Source organism: Pseudarthrobacter sp. alpha12b (assembly GCF_054130495.1).
Genome location: NZ_CP196746.1, coordinates 964,551 through 986,187 on the forward strand (window position 1 = coordinate 964,551; position 21,637 = coordinate 986,187).

Here is a 21,637-nt window from a genome sequence, read left to right on the forward strand (position 1 = left end):
CGTTCTAACCCTGGTGGTGGTCCCCATCGCGGTGTACTTCGCGGTGCCCCGGCTCCTCCTGCTTCAAACACAACTCGGAAGGGCGAGGCGCACCAGAGTGCAGCGCCGTGCGAAACGCATATAGCGGTTCCGCAACCGGGGATGCTTGCCATCCCCGTGACCATGACAAGGAGATTGCAGTGCAGATAACTGCTGCTGTAGCACGTGAGAACGGCGCTCCATTCACGATTGAACAGCTCGAGCTGGACGATCTGCGCCACAATGAAGTCCGGGTCCGCATGGTGGCGACCGGAATATGCCATACCGATACCCTTGTCCGAGACGGCGTCTACCCCACCCCGCTGCCAGCCGTCCTGGGCCACGAAGGTGCGGGGGTCGTCGAGGCCGTCGGTGACTCGGTCCTTTCGGTGGTGCCTGGCGACCACGTGGTCCTGGCGGCTGCGTACTGCGGCCACTGCAAACGGTGCCGCAATGGCCAGATGGCCTACTGCGAAAATTTGATGGCCGCGGACTTCGGTGGGCGTCGCGCCGACGGTGCTACGTCGCTAACCAAGGATGACGAAGTCATCTCGTCCCACTTCTTCGGACAGTCATCCTTTGCCACCTATGCAAACGTCGTCGAAGAGTCGGTTGTCTGTGTTGATAAGGACATCCCCCTGGAGCATCTCGGCCCGCTTGGCTGTGGCATTAACACCGGTGCCGGCACCGTCCTGAATGAACTCAAACCGGAAATCGGATCCTCGCTCGTTGTCTTCGGCACGGGGGCAGTAGGTTGCGCGGCAGTCATGGCAGCGCAAGTGGCGGACTGTGCCACCATTGTCGCCGTGGACATCCACGACTCACGCTTGGAACTCGCCCGGGAACTTGGGGCAACGCACGTCATCAACTCCAAGACGGAGGACGTGGCAGAGCGGCTGCGTGAGATTACAGACCGTGCCGGGGTCGACTACGTTGTGGATACCACTGGAATTCCTGCACTGCTTCGTCAGGCGGCCGATGCTTTGGGCGTCCGCGGAACAGTCGCGCTCGTCGGCGCGGCGAAGCCCGGTACTGAAGTCGCCTTCGAAGTAGGCGCGTCGCTGGTGAAAGGCTGGACCTTCAAGACCGTGGTTCAGGGCAGTTCCGTGCCCCAGGTCTTCATTCCGCGGCTCATCCAGTTGTGGAAGGCAGGACGGTTTCCTTTTGAAAAGCTGGTGGGCGACTACAGGCTTGAGGACATCAACCAGGGCTTCGAGGACTCGAAGAGCGGCAAGACGATCAAACCGGTCATCATCTTCTGATCCGGATCGTGCCGGGTGGGTGGCGGCGGTCTCGATCCCGTCGTCACCCACTTCCCTTTGCTACCAAAGCTAGGCGTCCGGGGTGTGCCGCAGTCCCCAGCGGTGGCGAATTGTGGACACCAACATCTCAAAGTCCTCGGCCATGTCCGGGTAAACCGGATCAGACAACCACTGAATCTGCAGCCCATCCATGGCAGCTATGAGGCTGCGGGCAATTGAATCGACGGGCGCGTCCTCAGCCAGGGTCCCGTCCTCGGCGGCTTCGCCAAGCGCCTGCCGGATTCGCTGGGCCGAGCTTTGATGATGGCTCCGCAGCCAGGCGTTTGCTGGATGCTGGGGGTCCACTGCCTCAGCCGCGACCGTGGTGAACAGCCGGACAATTCCTTGCTGTTGCTGGTTGAGCCGTACGAGTTCGACGAGGGATTCCAGGTACGCCCATCCCCGAGGGTGGGCCTGCCCAGGTTGCGCAATGCGGGCCTGGTCCACTTCATCGCGGCGGTCCATGGTGGCCTGCAAAAGGAGATCCTTGGTGGGGAAGTAGTGCACCAAGCCGGAGAGACTCATTCCGCACCCCCGGGCAATTGCGCTCATTGTTAGTCCCCTGAAGCCTTCAACCGAGAACAACTGGGTGGCCGCCGCGAGGATCTCCTCACGGCGAATGGTGCCATCAGCTCCCTTCGGACGGCCGCTCGGGCGGCGTGGCGGACGGGCAGCGGTGGCAGCCTGCATGATGTCTCCTGGATGTGCCGCAACGGTGACGGGCCGCTGCTTCAGCGGACCGCCACCGTCTCTGGAATGGACTTGAGGATTGCCGCGCGGGAGGCGCCGGAAAAACTCTCAAAGAAAGTCCGGTACGCGTGCAATCCATAACAGCCTACGGCCGGAAGGATGCCGTGGCGTACAGGGCGGTGCTACCTAACACCCTTGATGGGCAGGATGACGAGAGCTCCAGCGAGCGCTGCTGCTGCAGCAGCACCCAACAGCAGGCCATAGTTGGGTGTTGCCGCTGCCCCAACGGTCAGGAGCCAGGCGCCCGCAAAAGGCGCCAGGGACTGCGGCGCTGCATTGGCCATGTTGAAGACGCCCAGATCCTTTGCGGTGCTGTTGGCGTTAGGGAGGACTTCCAGTACCAATGCCATATCCACGCTTGCGTAAATTCCGAAGGCGACACCCAGCAAAGCCTCGACGAGGTAGAACTGTTCAACGCTTTCCACGTGGACGAGGACATACGTACCGACGGCGAAAAGGGCGGTAGCCACGGCGACCGGGAGCTTTCGGTGGCCGGTGCGGTCGGACAACCATCCGGCCAGATAGCTCGCCGGCACCAGGGCCACCGTATACACGAGCACTCCCATGAACACTGCGCCGGCTGCCTGGGCTGTTTCAAGGTGCAGCCGATCCACGATGAAGGGAAGGCGGAATGAAGTGAACATGAAGCTGGACAGGAAGATCAGGAACCTTGACCACCAGGCAAAACCGTAATCGCGGTGCTTAATCGGGTTGACCCAAAAGGACTGTACGAGCTCCTTCGCAGTGAATTTTGCCGGGCGTGTTTCCAGAACGGGGTCTGGCAGGACGAGTGCGTAGATCACCATGCCGACGACGCCAACGGCAGCAGGTGCCATGAAGAGCAGCAGCATGTCGGTCGCGAAGAGGGACGCGAACCACGTGGCCGCCAGGATGCCGACGTTCTGCATCACGCCGATAGTGGCAGAAACACTGGCATACTGCTTTTCGGGCAACTGATCTGCCAAGGTGGCTACAAACGGACTGATGGCTGCGTTGGCTCCGAGCTGTGCGACGAACCAGCCGATCATGAGTACCTCGGGGCTGGTGGCCTGGCTGATCACCAGCAGCGCTGCAGCCATGACAAGGGTGCCGCCGATCAACCACGGCCGGCGGCGGCCGAAGCGGGAAGTCGTTCGGTCGGAGAGTCGTCCGAACACAGCATTGCCGATGACGGCCGCGAGGGCACCTATACCCAGGACGGAACCGACGATGCTTGTCCGCGACGTGGGATCTTCGGTAAGCGTTGAGACTTTCAAGGCCATCGAGACCATGACGGGTCCCAGGAGGGCAATGAACAGGGTCAGTTGGGCAAGGGCCAGGGCCGCTATGAACAACGGTCCTTTGGGTTCTGTAGGCCTTTCTCCGCATGCTAGGCCGGTGGGACGCTGCCCCCTCGTGCGGGGGGCAAGGACGTTGTGGTTTCCGATGGACATCTATGTCTCCGAGATTTTGGCGCCGGGAGGCGAAGTGCAAGGTTTGCCGTAGCTAAATAGCTAATAGTGACTATTCATTATTACGGTACTGTGCGCTTCGCCACAAGCCTGTAGTCGGTGACTTTTTGTGACGAACTCCTGGAGGCGCGAAGAAGCGTGGCCCGCCCTTGGTTGGCCACGCTTCTTGTTCCGCGGCAATGCGGTCGTAAGCCCGGCACCAGAGGTCTTGCCCCCTGGCCCGGAAGTCCGCTGTACTTGCTGAGGGGCCAGGCCCTATACGTGGAGCATTGCCCCGGTAATCTCCGCGGTCGTCTGGAACTCGGCGATGTTCGTCAAGGCATAGGACAGTGCCGCCCCGTGCCAGTCTGCGTTGATGCTTGATGTTGCGTCCGTCGCGAGGACCGCTCGATAGCCGTGGTCCGCCGCGTCACGTACCGTGTGTTCCACGGCCATGTTGGTCCAGACTCCTGCCACGACAACCGTATTTACTCCCGCGTTCCGCAGCAGCACATCCAGGCCGGTGCCGTTGAAGCTGCTCATTCGGTTGCGGATCAAGACGGGCTCGTGCGGAAGCGCCTCCAAACCTTCCAAGGCATCTGCGCCCCAGGACCCGAGCTTCAGTGACTCCGGGCCGATCATCTGGAAGATAGGGGCATTGGTGCCGCCATACTTGCCGCCAGGGTAGAACACAATGCGGTTGTGGATGACCGGCATTGAATTGCTTCGCGCCCACTCGAGCAACTGCCGCACGTGGGGGACCAAGCCCTGCTCGCGGGCGTGGTCGGCTGCCCCGAAGGAGGCGAAAGCGCCCTCCGGATGGGCATTGTCATTTTGAAGATCTACCAGCAGTAGCGCTGTATTGCCGGCAGTAAGGGGAACGTTGGCCATGGAGTCTCCTGTTTCGTATGGCTAGGGGATCGGTTGGATCACCATAAGCTGAAACCCTCGATTCGAGGTATTCTATTCCCGCGCAGAGGAAAAGCTAGGCCCGCAGTGGCGGGCCCAGCCTTGGTAATCAACGCAAGGCGTGGCGCTGGGTTCAGCTCGTGGGATCCACGAGCAGTTTCATCTTCCTGCCCGCGCGGAGTTGCTCGAAGCCGTCTTCGATGACTCCGGTGAGGGGGATGTCTTCGACCCATCCTGTGGTGTTGTAGTGGTCCATTGCCATGAGGTCGATGACGGCGGAGTAGTCGGCGCTGGTGTAGCAGATGGTGCCTTGGATGCGGCGTTCCCTGAGGACAAGGTTGATCAGGGGGTTGGCAGCGGCTTTTCGTAGATGGCCACGCTGATGAGGGGGCGGCGTTCCCCGAGGCATTCGAGGGCTGACTGAACAGCGGGGGCGACTCCTGCAGCGTCAAAGGCGGCGTCTACTCCGTCTCCGTTGGTCCGGTCGGCTATGAGGGCCGTGACGTCTTCCTTTGTTGGGTCCAGGGTGCGGGCACCGAGGGCCTCGATGGACTTGCGGCGGGTCTCAGAGGGTTCGACGACGTCAATTTCTGTGAGTCCCATTCCGCGCAGGGCAAACCAGAGGCCGATGCCGATGGGGCCGGCTCCGTAGATCAGCGCCCTGCTTTGGTCGCTGACTTCTCCCAGGGTGGCTGCGTGGTAGGCAACGGACATCGGTTCGACGAGTGCCCCCATCTCCAGCGAGACGCTGTCGGGCAGCTTATGGACTTGGTTGACGGGGACCACGGTGTATTCAGCCATGCCACCATCTGCCATCAGCCCATGGAAACCGATCACGTTGCACAGGTTGTAAAGGCCCGTCCTGCAGGGCCGACACTCGCCGCACCGGTAGATGGGCTCCACGACAACGCGGTCACCTTGCCGGATCTTGGTGACACCCCGGCCGACTTCCGTGACCACCCCGGAGAATTCGTGGCCCAGTGTCAGGGGCAGGCATTTGCCTGTGAGCGGGTGCGGCTCGCTGGGCGGGATGAAGATGGGGCCGTCGTAATACTCGTGGAGGTCCGTCCCACAGATGCCGTTGCGGCTGACTTTGATCTTTACCTGGCCCTCGCCCGGGCTGGGTTCCGGGACGTCTTCAATTTCGACTTTGTTTTTGCCGTAGTACACCGCTGCGCGCATTGCGCCTCCTCGAATGTGTGTCCAGTTTTAGATGGTGCGGACAAGCTTCTTGTTGGCGAACTCGTTCAGGCCGTACTTGCCCAGTTCCCGGCCGATGCCCGAGCTCTTGACGCCACCGAAGGGCAAGTCGGGAGCACTCTTGATGGTGGTGTTGATTCCCACCATGCCCACTTCCAGGCGGTCGGTGACGTAGGCGGCCTGCTTCTCGTCGTTCGTGAATACGGCGCTGCCAAGGCCGTAGGGCGAGTCGTTGGCCAGCGTGATCGCTTCATCGACGGAGTTCACCCGGTGGACTACGGCTACTGGTCCGAACAGTTCTTCCCGGTACGCGCGCATGTCCGGAGTGACGCCGGACAGGACGGTAGCCGGGTAGTAGGAACCGCGGCCTTCGGGGATATACCCGCCAAGGTGGACGGTGGCCCCCTTGGCTACCGCATCGTCGACCTGTTCGGCGAGTTCTGCCCTCGCTTGGGCGGAAGACATCGGACCAAGACGGGTGTCCTCGCTCATGGGGTCACCGATTTGCCATTCCGCTGCGTTTGCCAGGAACGCGTCAAGGAATGAATCCCAATTGGCGGAGTCGACGATCAGCCTCTTCGAGGATGTGCACGCCTGGCCGGCATTCCCGAACCGGCCTGCGGCAGCCGCGGCGGCAGCCTTTTCCACGTCGGCTGAGGGAAGCACCAGGAACGGGTCTGACCCTCCGAGTTCCAGGACGCATTTCTTCAGGTGCTGTCCCGCCAGTGCGCCGATGGCGCTGCCTGCCTTTTCGGAACCGGTGAGGGATACGCCCTGCAGTTCCGGACTGGCGATGAGGTCCGCCACCTGTCCCGACGTGGCGAATATGTTCTGGTAGACCCCGTCAGGCGCACCGGCGGCACGGATGATGTCCTCGATCCGCAATGCCTGCTGCGGGCAGTTGCTCGCATGCTTGAGCAGAATCGTGTTTCCCAGCAGCAAATTAGGGGCGATGAACCGTGCTGCCTGGTAATAAGGGAAGTTCCACGGCATGACGCCAAGGAGCGGCCCAATGGGCGCTGTTCGAACCAGGGCCCGGCCGGCTCCCGCAATATCGAGTTCCTCGTCTGCGAGGAGTTGTTCTCCAGAGGTGGCGTAGTACTCAAAAATGGCGGCGGACAATTCGACTTCGGTTCTTGCCTGCGAGATGGGCTTGCCCATCTCCAGCGCCATTAGCTTGGCAAGGTCGATGGAGTGCTGCCGGTGCAGGTCCGCTATCCGTTGCAGGAGGGCGCAGCGTTCGGCGAGGTCCTTCGCATGCCAGGACTGATAGGCCTTGTAGGAGCGCTTCAGGGAAGCCGCCACCTCCGAGTCGGTCATGGTGTCAAATTCCTGGACTACGTTGCCACTGGTGGGATCAACAGTTGCATATTTCTTCATTGAAAGACTTTCATCATGTTGGGGCAGCCCGGGAAGGATGGATGGCCTTGTCCTTCCCGGGCGGCCGGGAGCCTTCTTCAGGCAGGAGTCAGGATGTCCGCATCGGTTGCGAAGTTCGGGTACTTGTTCGAAGCTTCGTCGGAGAGGATGGACCGGTACTGCTTGATCCCGCCGAGGTAGAACATGACGGCCCGCTTCTTGCCCGGAATGTTAGCGCCGAAAATCCACGATGCCGCCTGGGGGAAGAGCGTCTGGTGGGCAATGTCGGAGCAGGTTTCAGTCCAGTCGGACTCCGTCTGGGCCTTGGCCTCAATCCATCCCGTTCCCGAGGTCGAGATGTGATCGATGGTTTCGCTGATCCACTCGACCTGCGCCTCGATTGACGGCGGCAGGTTGGTGAAGGGGCCGTTCGGTCCCAGGATCATGAACATGTTGGGGAAGCCGTTGGTTGCCATGCCGAGGTAGCTGGTCGGTCCGTCAGCCCAATGTTCCTTCAGGGTTTCGCCCCCACGTCCCCGGATATTGACGCGCACGTAGTTGCCGTCCACGGCGTCGAAGCCCGTCGCACAGATGAGTACGTCCAGTTCGTGAAGGACGCCATCAGCTGTGACGATGCCCTCTTCGGTTACCCGCTCGATGGGGTTTTCCTTGACGTTGACAAGGGATACGTTCGGCCGATTGAACGTTTCGTAGTATCCGGAATCGCACAATGGCCTGCGGGCGTAGAGATCGGTGGGCGTCAGCTTACGGCGTGTTTCCGGATCCTTGACGATCTCGGCAATCTTGCGACGGATGAATTTCGCGGCTTCTTCGTTGGCCTCAGGGTCCGTGGCAATATCCGAGAAGGTCTCGAACATGAAGCGGAAACCGCCTCCTTCCTCCCAGACCCGCTGGTAAATCCGCTCCCGTTCTTCGGGGGAAACGCTGAAAGTCGGGACCCTGCTTTCTTCGAAGCCCATGGCAACAGAGGAGTTGCGGACCTGATCCCAGTTGGCCTCGAAGTTGTCCCGGTGGGCCCGCTGCTCCTGTTCCGTGAGCTTGCGGTTGCCGGCGGGAACGCTGTACTGCGGCGTGCGCTGGAAGGACGTCAGGTGGGCTGCGATCGGAGCCGTGGCCGTGATGACCTGGTTGCCTGTGGAGCCGTTGCCGATGACACCTACCCGCTTGCTGGTGAGATCCAGGTCCTCGGGCCAAGCGCCCGTGTGGACCAAGCGGCCTTTGAAGGTTTCCATGCCCGGAAACTTCGGAAGGTTGGTGGCAGAGAGCAGGCCCAGCCCCGTGACAAGGAATCGCGACTGGAAGGTAACCCCGCGGTCCGTGCGCACGGTCCAGATTCCTGCAGCCTCGTCGAACTCGGCCTCAGTCATTCCGGTTTCAAGCTGGATATGGCGGCGGAGGCTGTATCGGTCGACAACCCCGTTCAGGTATTTGAGGATTTGAGCCTGGGGGACGTACTTGGTGTCCCACGGGGTCTGCTGGTACAGCTCACGGTCAAAAGAGTACTGGTAGACAAAACTTTCAGAATCGGAAAGGGCTCCCGGGTACTTGTTCCAGTACCAGGTGCCGCCAACGCCTCCGGCGCGGTCAATGGCCACAGCGTTAAGGCCCAGCTCATTGCGAAGCTTGTGCAGCATGTAGATGCCGCCGAAGCCCGCTCCTACGACGAGTGCGTCGAGCTGCTGGGTCTCGTTAGGGACGACTTTGTCCATGATGGTGCTCCTCCGGCTTATAGGACGGTGTGAGATAATTCACTTCGTGTAACCAGTCTGCGGCGGCGGAAGAGGGGCTGAGTGTTTCAACTTGAAACACTGGGACGGGGCCCGAAATACCAGCTTTGATACCCGGAGAGCAATAATTGTCGCTGCTAGCTTGCCCGGAAGGGATGAAACTGCAAAGGTGCAACATGACTGATCCAGTGCGGGAGGCACGTGAAAAACTAATCCGTGCCGGACTAACAGGGGTCTACCAGGCAGACGAATCGGTTCCGGACCTTATCGTCCGCAGTTGGCGCCGATCGATCGGCAGCGCAGTTGAAGCCTCTGGGCCTGCACAACGGTACCGCGACGTAGATACCGACACACTCCTGGGCAGGGCTGCTGTGCCGGTACTTGACCGGTGGCAGCATCAACTGGAAGACACCGGAACTACCCTGTTCCTGAGCGATCGCGGCGGCAGCATCGTCGACAGGCGAACCAGCGACAGCAGTGAGCGCCGGCGCTTGGACAACATGCATGCCGCTGAGGGGTTCGACTACTCCGAGGACGCCATCGGTACGAATGCACTGGGCACGTCGATGGTGGAAAAGCGGCCAGTGTTCGTCAAGGGAAGCCAGCACTACAGCGACGCGTTGGCAACGAACGCCTGCGCGGCCGCGCCCATCTATACGCCGGCTGGCCTTGTGGTGGGTTCGATCGCCTTAGGTGGGCCAATACAAGCGGCAAATCCGATCATGCTCTCGCTGGCGCGGGAGATCAGCCAGCAGATCGAGGAGCGGCTTCGAACGTCTGCGCGGCCCCAGGACCTTGCGCTGGCGATGTCGTTCATGCGCTTTACCAGTTCCCAGCGGCCCACGGTCGTGCTGGACCACGAATCGATCCTCGCCAATACCCCGGGCCTGCCGTATGTGAATGTTGCTTCCCACGTCATGCTTTGGGAAGTGCTCAACGCCCATAACTGGTCTTCCTCGCCGACGCTCAGGCGTGAACTCGAGGGAACGATGCTCGAAATTACGGCACGCAGGGTCAGTGACGGTCCGCGGGTTCATTTTGTTGTTCACTTCTCTGAGATGGAGCCATCATTGCGCGGCGGACCAGCTGCGCCCGGCCTGTTGAATAACGGTACGCATCCCGTGTCCGGTCCCCTCGCGGCCGCCCCAGGGCAAGCGATCGCTGTCGTCGAGGGGCCAGTCGGCACCGGACGGGCGACGGCAGCCCTGGACCTTCGAGCCACATGGGGCAAATCGGGCCCAGTCGAAGTATTCGTGATGTCGGCCGGATTGCCCACGCCCTGGGACCAGGTCGAGTCCCTTTTGCAGCAAGGCAAAGATGTCCTTATTCGCAGACTTGAAAACGCCGGCAGCGACGACGTCACTGCGTTCTCCAGGATCGTGGATGGGGTGCAAAGGGGATGGGCAGCTCGTGATCGTTCCGGGAGCCTTTTGGTCACGGTGTTCAACGAAGACGCATCCCAAGGAGTCCAGGCCTTCATAGACGCCCTGGGGATAACCGTGCCGACGGCACCACTGGCTCAAACTCCCGAACGCATTCCGGGGATGGTGACAAGGATTCTCAATGAAGTGGATCCTGGGTCGCGGCACACGATATCCCCGGCTGCGCTGCAGTCCTTGGTTCAGTGGCACTGGCCCGGCAATGTGGCCGAGTTGGCAAGGACTGTCACGGATCTGGTTCGGTCGGTCAATGCTTCCGTTATCGAAAGACGGCATCTGCCAAAGCATCTTCAGCAGGCGCCTCCCCGGCGCCCCCTGTCGCTCATGAAGACTGCTGAGCGCGATGCCATTATCAAGGCCCTCGATGCCACCGGCGGTAACAAGTCTGAGGCAGCGGATTTGCTCGGAATGGGCAGGACGACGCTTTACCGCCGTCTCCGTCAGCTCGGTCTCGATTCAGGCGAGGCGACCATGTGAGTAGTCAGCATCACCTGCGGTGACCTGGTTCCTGGAAACCTTACTCAGGTTCATGACTTCCTGAAGAACAGCCTTCACTGCAGGATTCGTATCGTTCGGGCGCCAGGCGGCTCTGAGGTCGACGTCTGCGGTGGCGTCCGCCAGGGGAACGAAGACTACGTGGGGATCGGTCGCACTGTCTGCCACCGATGCCAACGTCAGATGGCACCCTACTTCCGCGCTGACAAGAGCCAACGCTGTCTGCGTGTCGGGTGCCACCTGGATGACATTGGGAACAAAGCCATTGTCGCGTGCGAGCCGACGAAGCCGGTCGGGCAACACCGCGCCCTCGTAGGACGGCAAGGAGATGAACGCTTCAGCGGCCAGCTTTGCGATCGTTAAGAGGCGCGCTCCCGCCAGCGGATGCGTGTCGGGGAGTGCGATCACCAGGGAGTCCCGCAGCACAACTTCCGATGCGATTTCGGCTGGAATCACATCCCACCGCCCGAAAGCGACATCGGTCTCGCCCTGCACTAGCTTTGTCATGGCAGGTTGGGCGAAGTTTTGGCTGGAAAGGTCCAGCTGTATGCCTGGCCGTTGTGCCCTCACCAAACGCGCCAGCCGCGCAACCAATTGATGCGTGGAGGCGCCCGCGAAGGCTATGCGAACGAGCCCGGATTCCCCGCCATCCGCCGACCGGACCGCATCTTCGGCGCGGCGCAGGGCATCGAGGACTTCCGTAGCCGGACCCACAAGCGCCCGACCGCTGGACGTCAGTTTCACAGATCGGGTTGTCCGGTCCAACAGCCTCGTATTCAGCTCATTTTCGAGTTGCTTTATGGTCCGGCTCAGGGGCGGTTGGGCAACATGGAGCCTCTCCGCGGCCCGGCCGAAATGCAGTTCTTCCGCCACGGCAAGAAAGGCGATCAGCTGGTTGATTTCCACAGCATCCCTTCGCTCATTATTGAGTTTAGAGTATCACTCGAGCTTGCCCGGGCAGCCGGAGAGTAAGAATTGAGCGCCTGAAGCGGTTCATCAACTCCAGTTGAAGAAGCCCTTTCCGGTCTTACGGCCGAGTTCGCCGCTGGCCACCTTCTCGCGCAGGATCTGCGGGGGTGCAAACCGTTCTCCGAGGGTCTCATGCAGGTATTCGGCGATGCCGAGCCGGACGTCCAGGCCCACGATGTCCGTGGTACGCAGCGGACCGGTGGGGTGCTTGTAGCCCAGCACCATGGCGTTGTCGATGTCCTCGGCGGAGGCGACGCCTTCTTCCACCATCCGCATGGCTTCCAGGGCGATGGCTACGCCCAGGCGGGAGGAGGCGAATCCGGGGGCGTCATTGACGACGACGGCGGTCTTGCCGAGTGCCTCCACCCAGTCGCGCGCCGTGGCTGCCAGCGGCTCGGAGGTCTTTTTCCCCACGACCACCTCGATGAGCGTGGAGGCCGGGACCGGGTTGAAGAAGTGCAGCCCCAGGAAGTCCTGCGGACGGTCGAGTTTGTCAGCCAGGCCGTTCACGGACAGGGATGACGTGTTGGAGGCCAGCACGGCACCGTTGCCGAGTTCGGCCTCGACGGCCCGCAAAGAGGAAACTTTGAGGTCCCATAGTTCGGGCACGGCCTCCACCACCAGTTCCCGGTCACCGAAGGAAGCGTAATCCGTGCTCACCGACAGGCGGGAGGTGTAGTCGGCCGCCTTGCCTGCCAGGCCGCGGGCCAGGGACTTGCCTACGGCGTCCTCGACGCGTCTGCGGGCCGCGTCCGCAGCTTCCTGGTCACGCTCAACGACAACGACGTCGGAGCCCTTGACCAGGAAGGCGTGGGCGATTCCGGCGCCCATCCGGCCGCCGCCGAGGACACCAACCTTTGGGGGGAGTCCGGCGGGAATTGCGGGGCTGCTCATATCTACTTCTTCTTCCTGTCGAGGAATGTCTGCATGCGGTCAAACTTGGCCTGGGATTCGAAGAGTATGCCCTGGGCCAGGGTGTCGATGACGGGGTGAACTTCCCGCGGGGTGTGGAACACGGATTTGGTGATGCGGACCGCCAGCGGGTCCTGGGCGGCGATGGAGTCTGCCAACGCGTGCGCGGCGTCCATCAGGGTGTCCGGATTAACGAGCTCGGTGATCAGCCCAACGGCAAGGCAGTCCTGGCCGGTGAGGACCTTCCCGGCGAGCAGGATGTGCTTGGCGCGCGGCTCGCCGACGAGTTCCTTCAGCCGCCAGGTGGCGCCTGCGGCTGCAAGGATGCCCAGGTTCGTCTCGGGGTTGCCCATCCGCAGATCTGGGGTGCCGATGCGGAAGTCGGCCGCGTAGGCAAGTTCGGCGCCGCCGCCAAGGGCATAGCCGTCCAGGGCGGCGACGACAGGCATGGGCAGTTTGGCGATCCGGTCGAAGATTCCGGAGTTGATGCCGGCCAGGGCGTCGTCCCGCCGCCGTTCGCGCAGCTGCGCGATGTCGGCGCCTGAGGCGAAGATGCCTTTGGCTCCGGTTTCCGGGTTCCCGGGCGTTCCCGAAAGGATCAGGATTTTCGGGGTTCGCTCCAGGTACGCGCACACCTGGTGCAACTCATCCACCATGGCCTGGTCGATGGCATTGCGGACCTCTGGCCGATGCAGCCGGACCGCCAATCGGTCTCCCCGCTCCTCGACCTGCAACGTTGCGAAACCCGTGGCACCCAAGCCCGTGCCGGCGTCGTACATCACGTCCGTCATTAGAGCCCCTCCAGCAGCAGCGCCGTGCCTTGGCCGACGCCGACGCACATGGTGGCGAGTCCCAGCTTCCGGCCGTCCGTGGCTTCGCGTTCGAGGCGCCCCAGCAGGGTGATGACCAGCCGCGACCCGGACGAGCCGAGGGGATGGCCCAGGGCGATGGCGCCCCCGTCGTTGTTCACGATGCCGGGCTCAAGCTTCAGTTCGCGCATACACGCCAGCGACTGGGAAGCAAAGGCCTCGTTAAGTTCGACGGCGGCCAGGTCACCCACGGCGAGTCCGGTCCGTTCCATGACCTTGCGGGTGGCCGGGACCGGACCGATGCCCATGATTTCCTGGGCCACGCCCGCTGACGCGCCGTGGAGGAGGCGCGCCCGGGTCGTGAGGCCGTACTTCTGAACGGCGGCCTCGGACGCGACGATGATCGCGGAGGCGCCGTCGTTGAGCGTCGAGGCGTTGCCGGCGGTGACCACGCTGCCGCCCTTGACCACGGGCCGCAGCCCGGCCAGGACGTCTCGGGTGGTTCCTGGGCGGGGGCCTTCGTCCGTGTCCACGATGGTTTCGGCGCCCCTGCGGCCCTTGACCGGAACGGAGACGATCTCGTCCGCGAAATGCCCCGCAGTGATGGCGGCCAGGGCGCGTTCGTGGGAGCGGACGGCGAAGTCGTCGCAATCATCGCGGGAGATGCCGTAGACCCGGGCTACTTCCTCGGCGGTTTCCGGCATGGAGTAGGTGGCCTTGCCGCCGCGGGAGAGTTCGCCGGAGACGAAGGCGGGGTTGGGGAAACGCCAGCCGATGGAGGTATCGACGACGGCGCCTGGCTTGGCGAACGCCTTGTCCGGCTTTTCCATCACCCACGGTGCGCGGGACATGGATTCGACGCCACCGGCCACCACGACGTCCGCGGCCCCAGCCTTTACCATGTGGGAAGCCATGATGATGGCGCTCAGCCCGGAGGCACAGAGGCGGTTCACGGTGATGCCGGGAACCGTGTCCGGGAACCCAGCGAGGAGCCAGGCCATGCGGGCCACGTTGCGGTTCTCCTCGCCGGCGCCGTTGGCGTTGCCGAGAATCACCTCGTCCACGGCGGCCGGATCAATGCCGGCGCGTTCGACGGCGGCGCGCACCGTGAGTGCGGCGAGGTCGTCGGGGCGGATGGAGGACAGGGCGCCGCCGTAGCGGCCGACGGGGGTGCGTGCCCCGCCGATCAAAAAGGCCTCAGGCATGGGTGTTCCAATCATGGGTGTGTGATGTGCTGTCTTGTGCCGGATGACGGTCTAGTTGAACGCGGAAATTCCGGTGATGTCGCGGCCTACGATGAGGGCCTGCATTGAGTCGGTGCCTTCATAGGTGGAGACGACTTCCATGTCGGTCATATGGCGGACAACATGGTTTTCCAGCAGCAGTCCATTGCCGCCCAGCAAGTCCCGTGCTTCGTTGCAGATCCACTTGCCCTTTTGGGCGGTGGCCATCTTCACCATCGAGGCCATGGCGTTGGTGAGCTTGTCCTGGTCGGCGAGTTCGGCCATGCGGGTGCAGAGCAGTTGCATGGTGGTAAGTTCACTGAGCATGTTGGCCAGGCGGTGCTGGACCAGTTGGTAGGAAGCGATGGGCTTTCCGAACTGGTGGCGGCTGAGTGCGTAGTCAGCTGCGATCTCAAAGGCTGCCATGGCGTGGCCCACCGCCTCCCATGCCGCGCCGCCCCGTGTTGCCTGGAGCACCCGGGAGACGTCGCGGAAGGAATGGCACAATTCCAGCCTGTTGGCGTCGGGAATCCGCATTTCCGTAATCTCGATGTCGGCCTGAAGGATGGCACGCTTGCCAACCTTGCCTGAGATGACTGTGGGGGAGTAGCCCTGGGGGTACCGGCCCGCGGCGTCCTTCTCGATAACGAATGCGTTGACGTTTCCATCTGCCGTGTTTCGAGCGAACAGGACGATGACGTCGGCGGCGTGGCCGTTGCCGATCCAGCGCTTGCGGCCCGTGAGCACCCAGGAGTCTCCGTCGCGCCGGGCCTGGGTCTCCAGAGCCACGGAATCCGAGCCGTGTTCCGGTTCGGTCAGCGCGAAGGCGCCGGTCTTTTCGATCCTGGCCAGGGGCGGGAGCCAACGTTCCCGCTGCTCGGCGCTGCCCAGGAGGTTAAGGGCGCCCATGCAGAGGTTTGAATGGATCCCGAGGAACGTGTTGAGGCTCCCATCGGCGCGGGCCATTTCGCGTGCCACCATTCCGGCGGCCTTGCGGCTCATGCCGGGGCAACCGTAGCCCTTGATCGTGGTCCCTATGACACCCAGCCCAGCCAAGGGTTCGAGCAGTTCCTCGGGAAATTCAGCCTTTTCCCAATAGGCGTTGATAACCGGAAGTACACGGTTCTCGGCGAACGCGCGGACCTTGTCGCGGATAACGATCTCGTCAGCAGTGAGATCGTCATCCAAACGGAAGTAATCAGAGGTTGCCGTCTGCCGGTCGGCTGTGGTGGTCATCGTTGAACCTTTCGTTGTAATGCGGATGCAGACCGCCGGTGTGTCTTGGTTTGCTTTTCCGTCTCAAGCCAGGCAAGAACCTGGTCACGGTTCCCGTCATGGGCTGGGGGAACGAGGTCGTAGCTGACAGGTGTCTCCGAGAAAGTGATGGGATTCCGGACGGTGGGGATGGCATCCCTGCCTTCACCGATGGTGACGACGGGCTCCAGTCCAATGCGTTCAGCGAAATCGAGCCCCTGGCGAACGTCGTTGATCGGGGCGCAGGGAATTCCAGCCCCGGTGAGAACGTCGAACCACTCGGTAGAAGATGCTTTGCCAAGGGCCGCCTGCAGCACAGGGCGGAGTTCTTCGCGGTTCAGGCTGCGGGCCGGAGCCGTTGCGAACCGGGCATCGAGGCTCAACTGCGGGAGGTCAAGGGTTTGGCACAGCTTGCGGAACTGGGGATCGTTACCGATGGCAATGACAATGTCGCCTTCGCCCGTGGGCAGCGGCTCGTAGGGGTAGATGCTGGGATGTTCATTTCCCAGCCGTGTCGGGACGGTGCCGCTCAACAGATAGCCGGCGGTCTGGTTCACCATGCCGGACAGCGCGGATGACATGAGGTTGACTTCGATCTGCTGCCCCCGGCCCGTTTGCGACCGCTCATGAAGGGCGGCGAGTATCCCGATGGCCGCGTGGAGGCCGGTGATCACGTCGAACACGGCAACACCCGAGCGGTACGCCGGGGTATCGGGTGCGCCCGTAAGGCTCATCAGGCCGGACAGCGCCTGGACAAGCAGGTCATATCCCGGAAGTGAAGCACCTCCCGCCGTACCGAAGCCGGTGATGGATGCATAAATCACTTCTGGATTCGTTTTTGCCACGGAATCATAGTCCAGGCCGTACCGTTCCAGGCAGTTAGGTTTGAAGTTCTCAACCATGACGTCGGCCCGCTGGGCGATGTCCTGGGCAATCCTGCGATCATCCTCGTCCCTTAGGTCCAGGGCGATAGATCCCTTGTTGCGGTTGATCGACAGGTAATACGTGGACTCGCCGTCCCTGACGGGAGGCTTCCACGCGCGGGTTTCGTCGCCGTCAGGGCTCTCGATCTTGACAACCGTTGCGCCCATGTCTGCCAGCAGCATGGTGCAGTAGGGGCCAGCCAGTACGCGGCCGAAATCAGCCACCAGTACACCGGACAGAGGGCCGCTTTTTGTGCAGTCAAACATGTCACGCATGGCGGCCTGCTCAGGTGCAGCGGCGTGCTCTGCATCTGCGTGCCACTCGATGGTGGGACTGGATCCGATCCTCATGGCTCTCCTAAAACTCGTTGATGTAACCAACAATGGCATTGCTAATTACATCTAGTCCAATACCTATTGGAGCTGTGATTGTTGCGCTATTGATCATTAATTCTGGTGCTGCATCGGGTCCCGGACGGGTAGCGCCTAAGTCTTAGTTCCAGGCCGTTCGGGAGAGTCCGTCGCTGTGGGGACACTCACGTCGAAAACAAGACGCCCGCCCATATCCACTGAACAGGGTTAGGGCGGGCGTCTCGCAGATGAATTTTTCTTATTGCAGTGAAGCGGGCCTACCGGGCCGCTGAATCAGTCGACAGCGGTGGCGCTGCCGACAACGACGGCGTTGTGACGTGGGGCGCTGGATCAAGAAGGGAATGTACTCGTTGACGCTCGAGTTTTCCCCAGGTTTCGCGTGTAGCAAGTACTCCGACGAGTCCGATCACCCCGACGAGCATGTACAGCATGGAGCCTCCCACTGAGCCGAATGCGGCGGCCAGGGCGCCGGCGATGAATGGCACGAATCCTGAGAGGCTGGCGGCCAGCTGATATCCGAGTGAGGCGCCGGAGTTCCGGGTGTTCGTCGGGAACAGCTCACCGAACCATGCGCATTGCGTGCCTGCGAGGGTCCCCCAGATCACGCCGATGCCAATGGCGAACACTGCGAAGATCGTCCAGGGGTTATCTCCGCTTGGCAGGAGGAAGGCCGGGAAGCCGAATGCGATCGTGGCGAGGCAGCCGGCCAGGTACAGCTTCTTGCGTCCAATTCGGTCGGCAATGGTTCCTGCCGAGATGATGACCGGGACGGCGATGATGCATGCGATGAGCAGTGCCGTCAGGGTGGTCCCCTTGGCCTCGGGATGTGACGCCGAAATGCGGGAGAGCAGGAAGGTTGAGATCATGTAATAGCCGGACGATTCGACGATGCGCAGCGCTATAATCCGAAGGATTGTGCTCCAGCTTGTTCGCAGGACTTCGGTGACCGGGTTCTTGAGGATTTCCCCTGAGTCTTTCGCTTGTTCGAAGTCAGGGGATTCTTCAAGCTTCAGGCGGACGTAGAGTCCCACGAGGACCAGGACTGCACTGGCAAGGAAGGGCAGTCGCCAGGACCAGTCGTTTCCGAGCTGAGCGGACGCGAGGAAAACAATAGTTGCCAAGGCGATTCCTATGGGACTTCCCGTCTGGGGAATGGCCGAGTACTTTCCCTTGCTCTTCAATGGGGCGTGTTCGAACGTCATCATCACGGCGCCGCCCCATTCTGCGCCATAGGCAAGGCCTTGGATGAGCCGTACCGCGACGAGGATGATGGGAGCTAAAACGCCGATCTGCGAATAGGTTGGCAGCAGTCCGATGGCGAACGTTGCAAAGCCCATCACGAGAAGAGCTGCGAAGAGAACCGGTTTGCGCCCGTACTTGTCACCGAAATAGCCGCCCAGCGCACCGCCGAGTGGTCGTGCGAGGAAGCCGACGCCGAAGGTCAGTAATGCGAGGAGGGTGCCCATTGTGGGGTCTGCTGAGGGGAAAAAGGCGGCCCCGAAGTACAGGGCGGATGCGGTGCCAAAAGCTAGAAAATCATAGTTTTCCACCATAGTTCCGGCGGTGGCGGCAAGCGCTGTTTTCAGTTTGCCGGGTGAGCCCAGCGCTGCGTTGCGCGGCTCTGTTGCTGATGAATTAGCCATGCTCGATATCTCCTTTGATGTAAGCAATCGTGATATGCATTGGTGGGCAGGCCGGCCGAGGCCGATATCTGACCCCTAACCGAACGTGATTTGGGGTTTACCCCTGCCGGACGGGGAGGTCGACAATGCATGAATCGTCTTCTTGTGCCCAGCCTAGGTCGATGGCCTCCGCGAACTGCGCCCGCACGATATTGAGCAGAGGTACTGCGGTTCCATGCTCAGCAGCAACTACTTCTATGAGCGACGTGTCCTTCGCAAGTATCGACGTATACGTCCCAAAGTCCCGTTCGGCGCGTGGCTGTGCCATCCGGGGTCCGCGGTCAGAGAGCATCCACGAAGCTGCGGCACCGTTCTCGATGAGGTCGAGCACTCGCTTTGGATCCAACCCCATGCCTTTAGCAAACCTGATCGACTCAGCGACTGCAGCGGAATTTATTGCCGCGAGCAAATTGTTTACGAGCTTCACAGCCTGACCATCTCCTGGCCGGTCTCCGCACATCTTGATGAGCCCAAGGCGCTCCAGAATTGGGCGGACCCTGTCAACAGTCGATGCCGGCGCTCCGGTCAGCAATGTGAGGCTTCCTGCTTCTGCGCCAGCGACCCCGCCTGTCACAGCTAGATCGACGACGTCGATACCATGACGGGCAACTCGCTCAGCGAATTCCTTGAGCGCCCGGGGCCCGACTGTTGACGCGACGACGGCGGTACGGAGCGTCGAGGAACCGCCAGAAAGGATGTGGCTTTCAGTCAGTCCCAGGAGCTGATCCGGGCTGGCAACCATGATGATGACAACCGTGCTGTCGCGCAGTGCATCGATCTTTTCGTCGGCAGGGATACCGGCGGCTTGAGCCAGTTCACGCTGGCGATCAGACGGATCGAAGGAATGCACGCGATAACCGGTGCGATGCAGGTTGCGCGCCATGGGCAGTCCCATGGCTCCAATACCAATGAAGCCGATGCGGGCGTGTCCGGGCAGATTGCCTTTTTTGGGTCCGTCCAGTCCTTCGAGGTCCAGTCCGGCGACTGTTCCTCCCGCGACCATTTTCTCGTGTGACACTTCAGTTCCTTCGCTACATAGAGTGCGACCTCTTCGTGAGCTGGCTCACGCAGGTCGCGGTGTAGGTCAAGAGTGACACCAAGATTATGACTCGTCCAATACTCATTTGGTGTTACATATATTAGAGTTTCTAATGAATTGAGGGCCTAGGTGAAGCGGTCTTGCCGGAGGCCCGCCAGCAACCAATTTGAAGCATTGTTCTTAGCTAAATTAAGGAGCACGATGGAGCTTCGCCATCTCCAGGCGTTCCTGGCAGTCGCAGAGGAACTTCACTTCGGGCGGGCAGCTGATCGACTGCATATGGCCCAGCCACCCCTGAGCCAGATCATTCGGAAGCTCGAGATACATCTGGGTACTTCGCTCTTCGAGCGGAGCACCCGCACGGTCCGCCTGACCTCTGCTGGAACGGCGCTGCTGGAGCCTGCGCGGGCTGCCGTGGAGGCGGTTGGCAACGCAGAACGGGCCGCAAGGGCCGGGGGGCGGGGGGAGTATGGTCGTGTGACCGTAGGGTTCGCGGGAGCCTCAAGCCGTGATTTCGTCCCCGCCCTGGCGCGCGGTGTGCGAATGGCGCATCCTGACATCGAACTCGTCCTGGAGGGGCAGGTCTACACGAACAAGGCTCTTAGCGACGTGGCCAATCGCAGCCTGGACATCGGATTTGTCCGCATCCCAGCAAAGATGCCCGGGGTTCGGTATCGGGCCATCGAAGAAGAGGAGCTCTTTGCTGTTCTTCCCATCGATCATCAGCTCGCGGACGAGCAGAGCCTGGAGCTCTCCCAACTTGCTGAGGACCCGTTTGTAAGCTTTCCTTCCGACACCGGCTCGTTCGTCAGGACCGTCACGCAACAGGTCTGCCACGATGCCGGGTTTGAGCCCCGGATCGTGCTCGCAGCGCCAGACTCCTACACCATTCACGCGCTCGTCGCTGCCGGCGCAGGAGTCACGATTACGATCTCATCCTGTCTGCACATCCAGCAGCCCGGTGTCCGCTACCTGCCACTCCAGGGCATTGAGCCCCGATACCAATCCGCGCTGGCGTGGCATCAAGACAATCCGTCTGCGGCAGTCCGCGCGGTACTGCGAGTGGCAGACGAGGTACTGCCCAAGCCGCCCCGATCGCTGGAGATTATTTAACGTTTCCAGCTCCGGTCTGCCCAGGTTCCGGTCCACGAAATCCGCCCCGGGGGCGTCCCGATCCCCTTCGCCACAGACAGATTCATGACGAATACCTACTTATTCTCGGACTGATTAGGTATTGGACACAATGAATGAGGGCTGTCAGGATCGATTCACGAAAGAAAGAAAGGAAAATCCTGATGGCAAATCTTCGACTCCACCATGTCAACGTCACTTCCGACGACATGGAAACACTCTCAGCGTTCTACAGGGATGCGCTCGGGTTGGAACTCCTTCCCTCACCCCCGATGATCGCGACCAGCGCCAGTGACGGGAAAGACGGCGACGAGGAGTGGGACGAAGGCGCGAAGTTCTTCGACGCCGGGGACCCTGTTGAGCTCCAACTCCACGCAACCCGCCGCCAGCCGTATTTGGCCGCTCAGGAGGGGCACTCAGTAAACCCGCTTATCGCCGGGCACTTCGCCTTCCGAACCGACGACATTGAAGCAGTCAAGACGCAACTGACCGAGAATGGCATCCCCTTTGACGACTGGGGTATCTGGTCCGTGAAGGGCTGGTACCAAATCTTCCTCACGGATCCCGCAGGAAACATGATTGAGATCCACGAGATTAAGAACGACACCCAGTGATCGACCAGCGGGTATAGGCAACTCAACAGACTTGCGGCCGTCGAAGAAGACGGCTTGGAA

The 21,637-nt window shown here is 61.5% G+C and carries 19 protein-coding genes; 4 read left to right on the plus strand and 15 right to left on the minus strand.

The features are described 5' to 3' along the window. The first annotated feature begins 179 nt into the window (after positions 1-179). Positions 180-1,280 carry an NAD(P)-dependent alcohol dehydrogenase gene (locus tag ACTAQI_RS04300; RefSeq protein WP_457949780.1) on the plus strand — a complete coding sequence of 367 codons (1,101 nt, stop codon included), beginning with the start codon at positions 180-182 and terminating at the stop codon, positions 1,278-1,280. 69 nt (positions 1,281-1,349) lie between these two features. Here ACTAQI_RS04300 and ACTAQI_RS04305 read toward each other — a convergent pair whose 3' ends face one another. The 7 genes from ACTAQI_RS04305 to ACTAQI_RS04335 form a co-directional block, all read right to left on the minus strand. Then, positions 1,350-2,009 carry a TetR/AcrR family transcriptional regulator gene (locus ACTAQI_RS04305; protein WP_457949781.1) on the minus strand — a complete coding sequence of 220 codons (660 nt, stop codon included), beginning with the start codon at positions 2,007-2,009 and terminating at the stop codon, positions 1,350-1,352. Positions 2,010-2,191: 182 nt separating this feature from the next. After that, positions 2,192-3,403, minus strand: coding sequence for an MFS transporter (locus ACTAQI_RS04310; RefSeq protein WP_457949782.1), 1,212 nt, complete (start codon positions 3,401-3,403; stop codon positions 2,192-2,194). Between the two features lie 372 nt (positions 3,404-3,775). Then, a complete protein-coding gene (locus tag ACTAQI_RS04315; RefSeq protein WP_457949783.1) occupies positions 3,776-4,390 on the minus strand; it encodes a cysteine hydrolase family protein in 615 nt (204 codons plus the stop codon). 151 nt (positions 4,391-4,541) lie between these two features. Beyond that, positions 4,542-4,817: a hypothetical protein gene (locus tag ACTAQI_RS04320; RefSeq protein WP_457949784.1), complete on the minus strand. Its 276-nt coding sequence runs from the start codon at positions 4,815-4,817 to the stop codon at positions 4,542-4,544. Further along, positions 4,751-5,590 carry a 2,3-butanediol dehydrogenase gene (locus ACTAQI_RS04325; RefSeq protein WP_457949785.1) on the minus strand — a complete coding sequence of 280 codons (840 nt, stop codon included), beginning with the start codon at positions 5,588-5,590 and terminating at the stop codon, positions 4,751-4,753. Before ACTAQI_RS04325 ends, ACTAQI_RS04320 begins: the two co-directional genes overlap by 67 nt. A 27-nt stretch (positions 5,591-5,617) precedes the next feature. Beyond that, complete coding sequence (locus ACTAQI_RS04330) at positions 5,618-6,988, minus strand: NAD-dependent succinate-semialdehyde dehydrogenase (RefSeq protein ID WP_457949786.1); 1,371 nt, start codon at positions 6,986-6,988, stop codon at positions 5,618-5,620. A 77-nt stretch (positions 6,989-7,065) separates the two neighbouring features. Then, complete coding sequence (locus ACTAQI_RS04335; protein ID WP_457949787.1) at positions 7,066-8,697, minus strand: flavin-containing monooxygenase; 1,632 nt, start codon at positions 8,695-8,697, stop codon at positions 7,066-7,068. Between the two features lie 194 nt (positions 8,698-8,891). On the opposite strand from ACTAQI_RS04335, the gene ACTAQI_RS04340 reads away from it, so the two are divergent. Next, complete coding sequence (locus ACTAQI_RS04340; RefSeq protein ID WP_457949788.1) at positions 8,892-10,631, plus strand: helix-turn-helix domain-containing protein; 1,740 nt, start codon at positions 8,892-8,894, stop codon at positions 10,629-10,631. On the opposite strand, the gene ACTAQI_RS04345 is transcribed toward ACTAQI_RS04340, so the two are convergent. The 8 genes from ACTAQI_RS04345 to ACTAQI_RS04380 all read right to left on the minus strand — a co-directional run bounded on the left by ACTAQI_RS04345 (position 10,611) and on the right by ACTAQI_RS04380 (position 19,811). Next, positions 10,611-11,555: a LysR family transcriptional regulator gene (locus ACTAQI_RS04345; protein WP_457949789.1), complete on the minus strand. Its 945-nt coding sequence runs from the start codon at positions 11,553-11,555 to the stop codon at positions 10,611-10,613. The two genes, ACTAQI_RS04340 and ACTAQI_RS04345, sit on opposite strands and share 21 nt — an antisense overlap. Positions 11,556-11,645: 90 nt before the next feature. Continuing rightward, entirely contained in the window at positions 11,646-12,512 is an 867-nt protein-coding gene (locus ACTAQI_RS04350; RefSeq protein WP_457949790.1) for a 3-hydroxyacyl-CoA dehydrogenase family protein, read from the minus strand. 2 nt (positions 12,513-12,514) lie between these two features. Then, a complete protein-coding gene (locus ACTAQI_RS04355) occupies positions 12,515-13,321 on the minus strand; it encodes an enoyl-CoA hydratase/isomerase family protein (RefSeq protein ID WP_457949791.1) in 807 nt (268 codons plus the stop codon). Beyond that, complete coding sequence (locus tag ACTAQI_RS04360) at positions 13,321-14,544, minus strand: thiolase family protein (protein WP_457949792.1); 1,224 nt, start codon at positions 14,542-14,544, stop codon at positions 13,321-13,323. The genes ACTAQI_RS04355 and ACTAQI_RS04360 overlap by 1 nt, the downstream gene beginning before the upstream one ends. Before the next feature lie 51 nt (positions 14,545-14,595). Further along, positions 14,596-15,798 (minus strand): acyl-CoA dehydrogenase family protein, encoded by a 1,203-nt coding sequence (locus tag ACTAQI_RS04365; protein WP_457949793.1) that lies wholly within the window; start codon positions 15,796-15,798, stop codon positions 14,596-14,598. After that, on the minus strand, positions 15,795-17,090 hold the full coding sequence (locus ACTAQI_RS04370) for a CaiB/BaiF CoA transferase family protein (RefSeq protein ID WP_457949794.1): 1,296 nt from the start codon (positions 17,088-17,090) through the stop codon (positions 15,795-15,797). The genes ACTAQI_RS04365 and ACTAQI_RS04370 overlap by 4 nt, the downstream gene beginning before the upstream one ends. Positions 17,091-17,368: 278 nt before the next feature. Beyond that, the gene (locus ACTAQI_RS04375; RefSeq protein ID WP_457949795.1) at positions 17,369-18,754 is read right to left on the minus strand and encodes an MFS transporter; all 1,386 of its coding nucleotides are present in this window, start codon (positions 18,752-18,754) and stop codon (positions 17,369-17,371) included. A gap of 97 nt (positions 18,755-18,851) precedes the next feature. Beyond that, complete coding sequence (locus ACTAQI_RS04380; protein WP_457949796.1) at positions 18,852-19,811, minus strand: NAD(P)-dependent oxidoreductase; 960 nt, start codon at positions 19,809-19,811, stop codon at positions 18,852-18,854. A gap of 222 nt (positions 19,812-20,033) precedes the next feature. Between ACTAQI_RS04380 and ACTAQI_RS04385 the strand changes: the two genes are divergently transcribed. Both ACTAQI_RS04385 and ACTAQI_RS04390 read left to right on the plus strand, forming a co-directional pair. Then, positions 20,034-20,945 carry a LysR substrate-binding domain-containing protein gene (locus tag ACTAQI_RS04385; protein ID WP_457949797.1) on the plus strand — a complete coding sequence of 304 codons (912 nt, stop codon included), beginning with the start codon at positions 20,034-20,036 and terminating at the stop codon, positions 20,943-20,945. A gap of 182 nt (positions 20,946-21,127) precedes the next feature. Next, positions 21,128-21,577, plus strand: a complete 450-nt coding sequence (locus tag ACTAQI_RS04390; RefSeq protein ID WP_457949798.1) for a VOC family protein — start codon at positions 21,128-21,130, stop codon at positions 21,575-21,577. Positions 21,578-21,637: the final 60 nt, after the last annotated feature.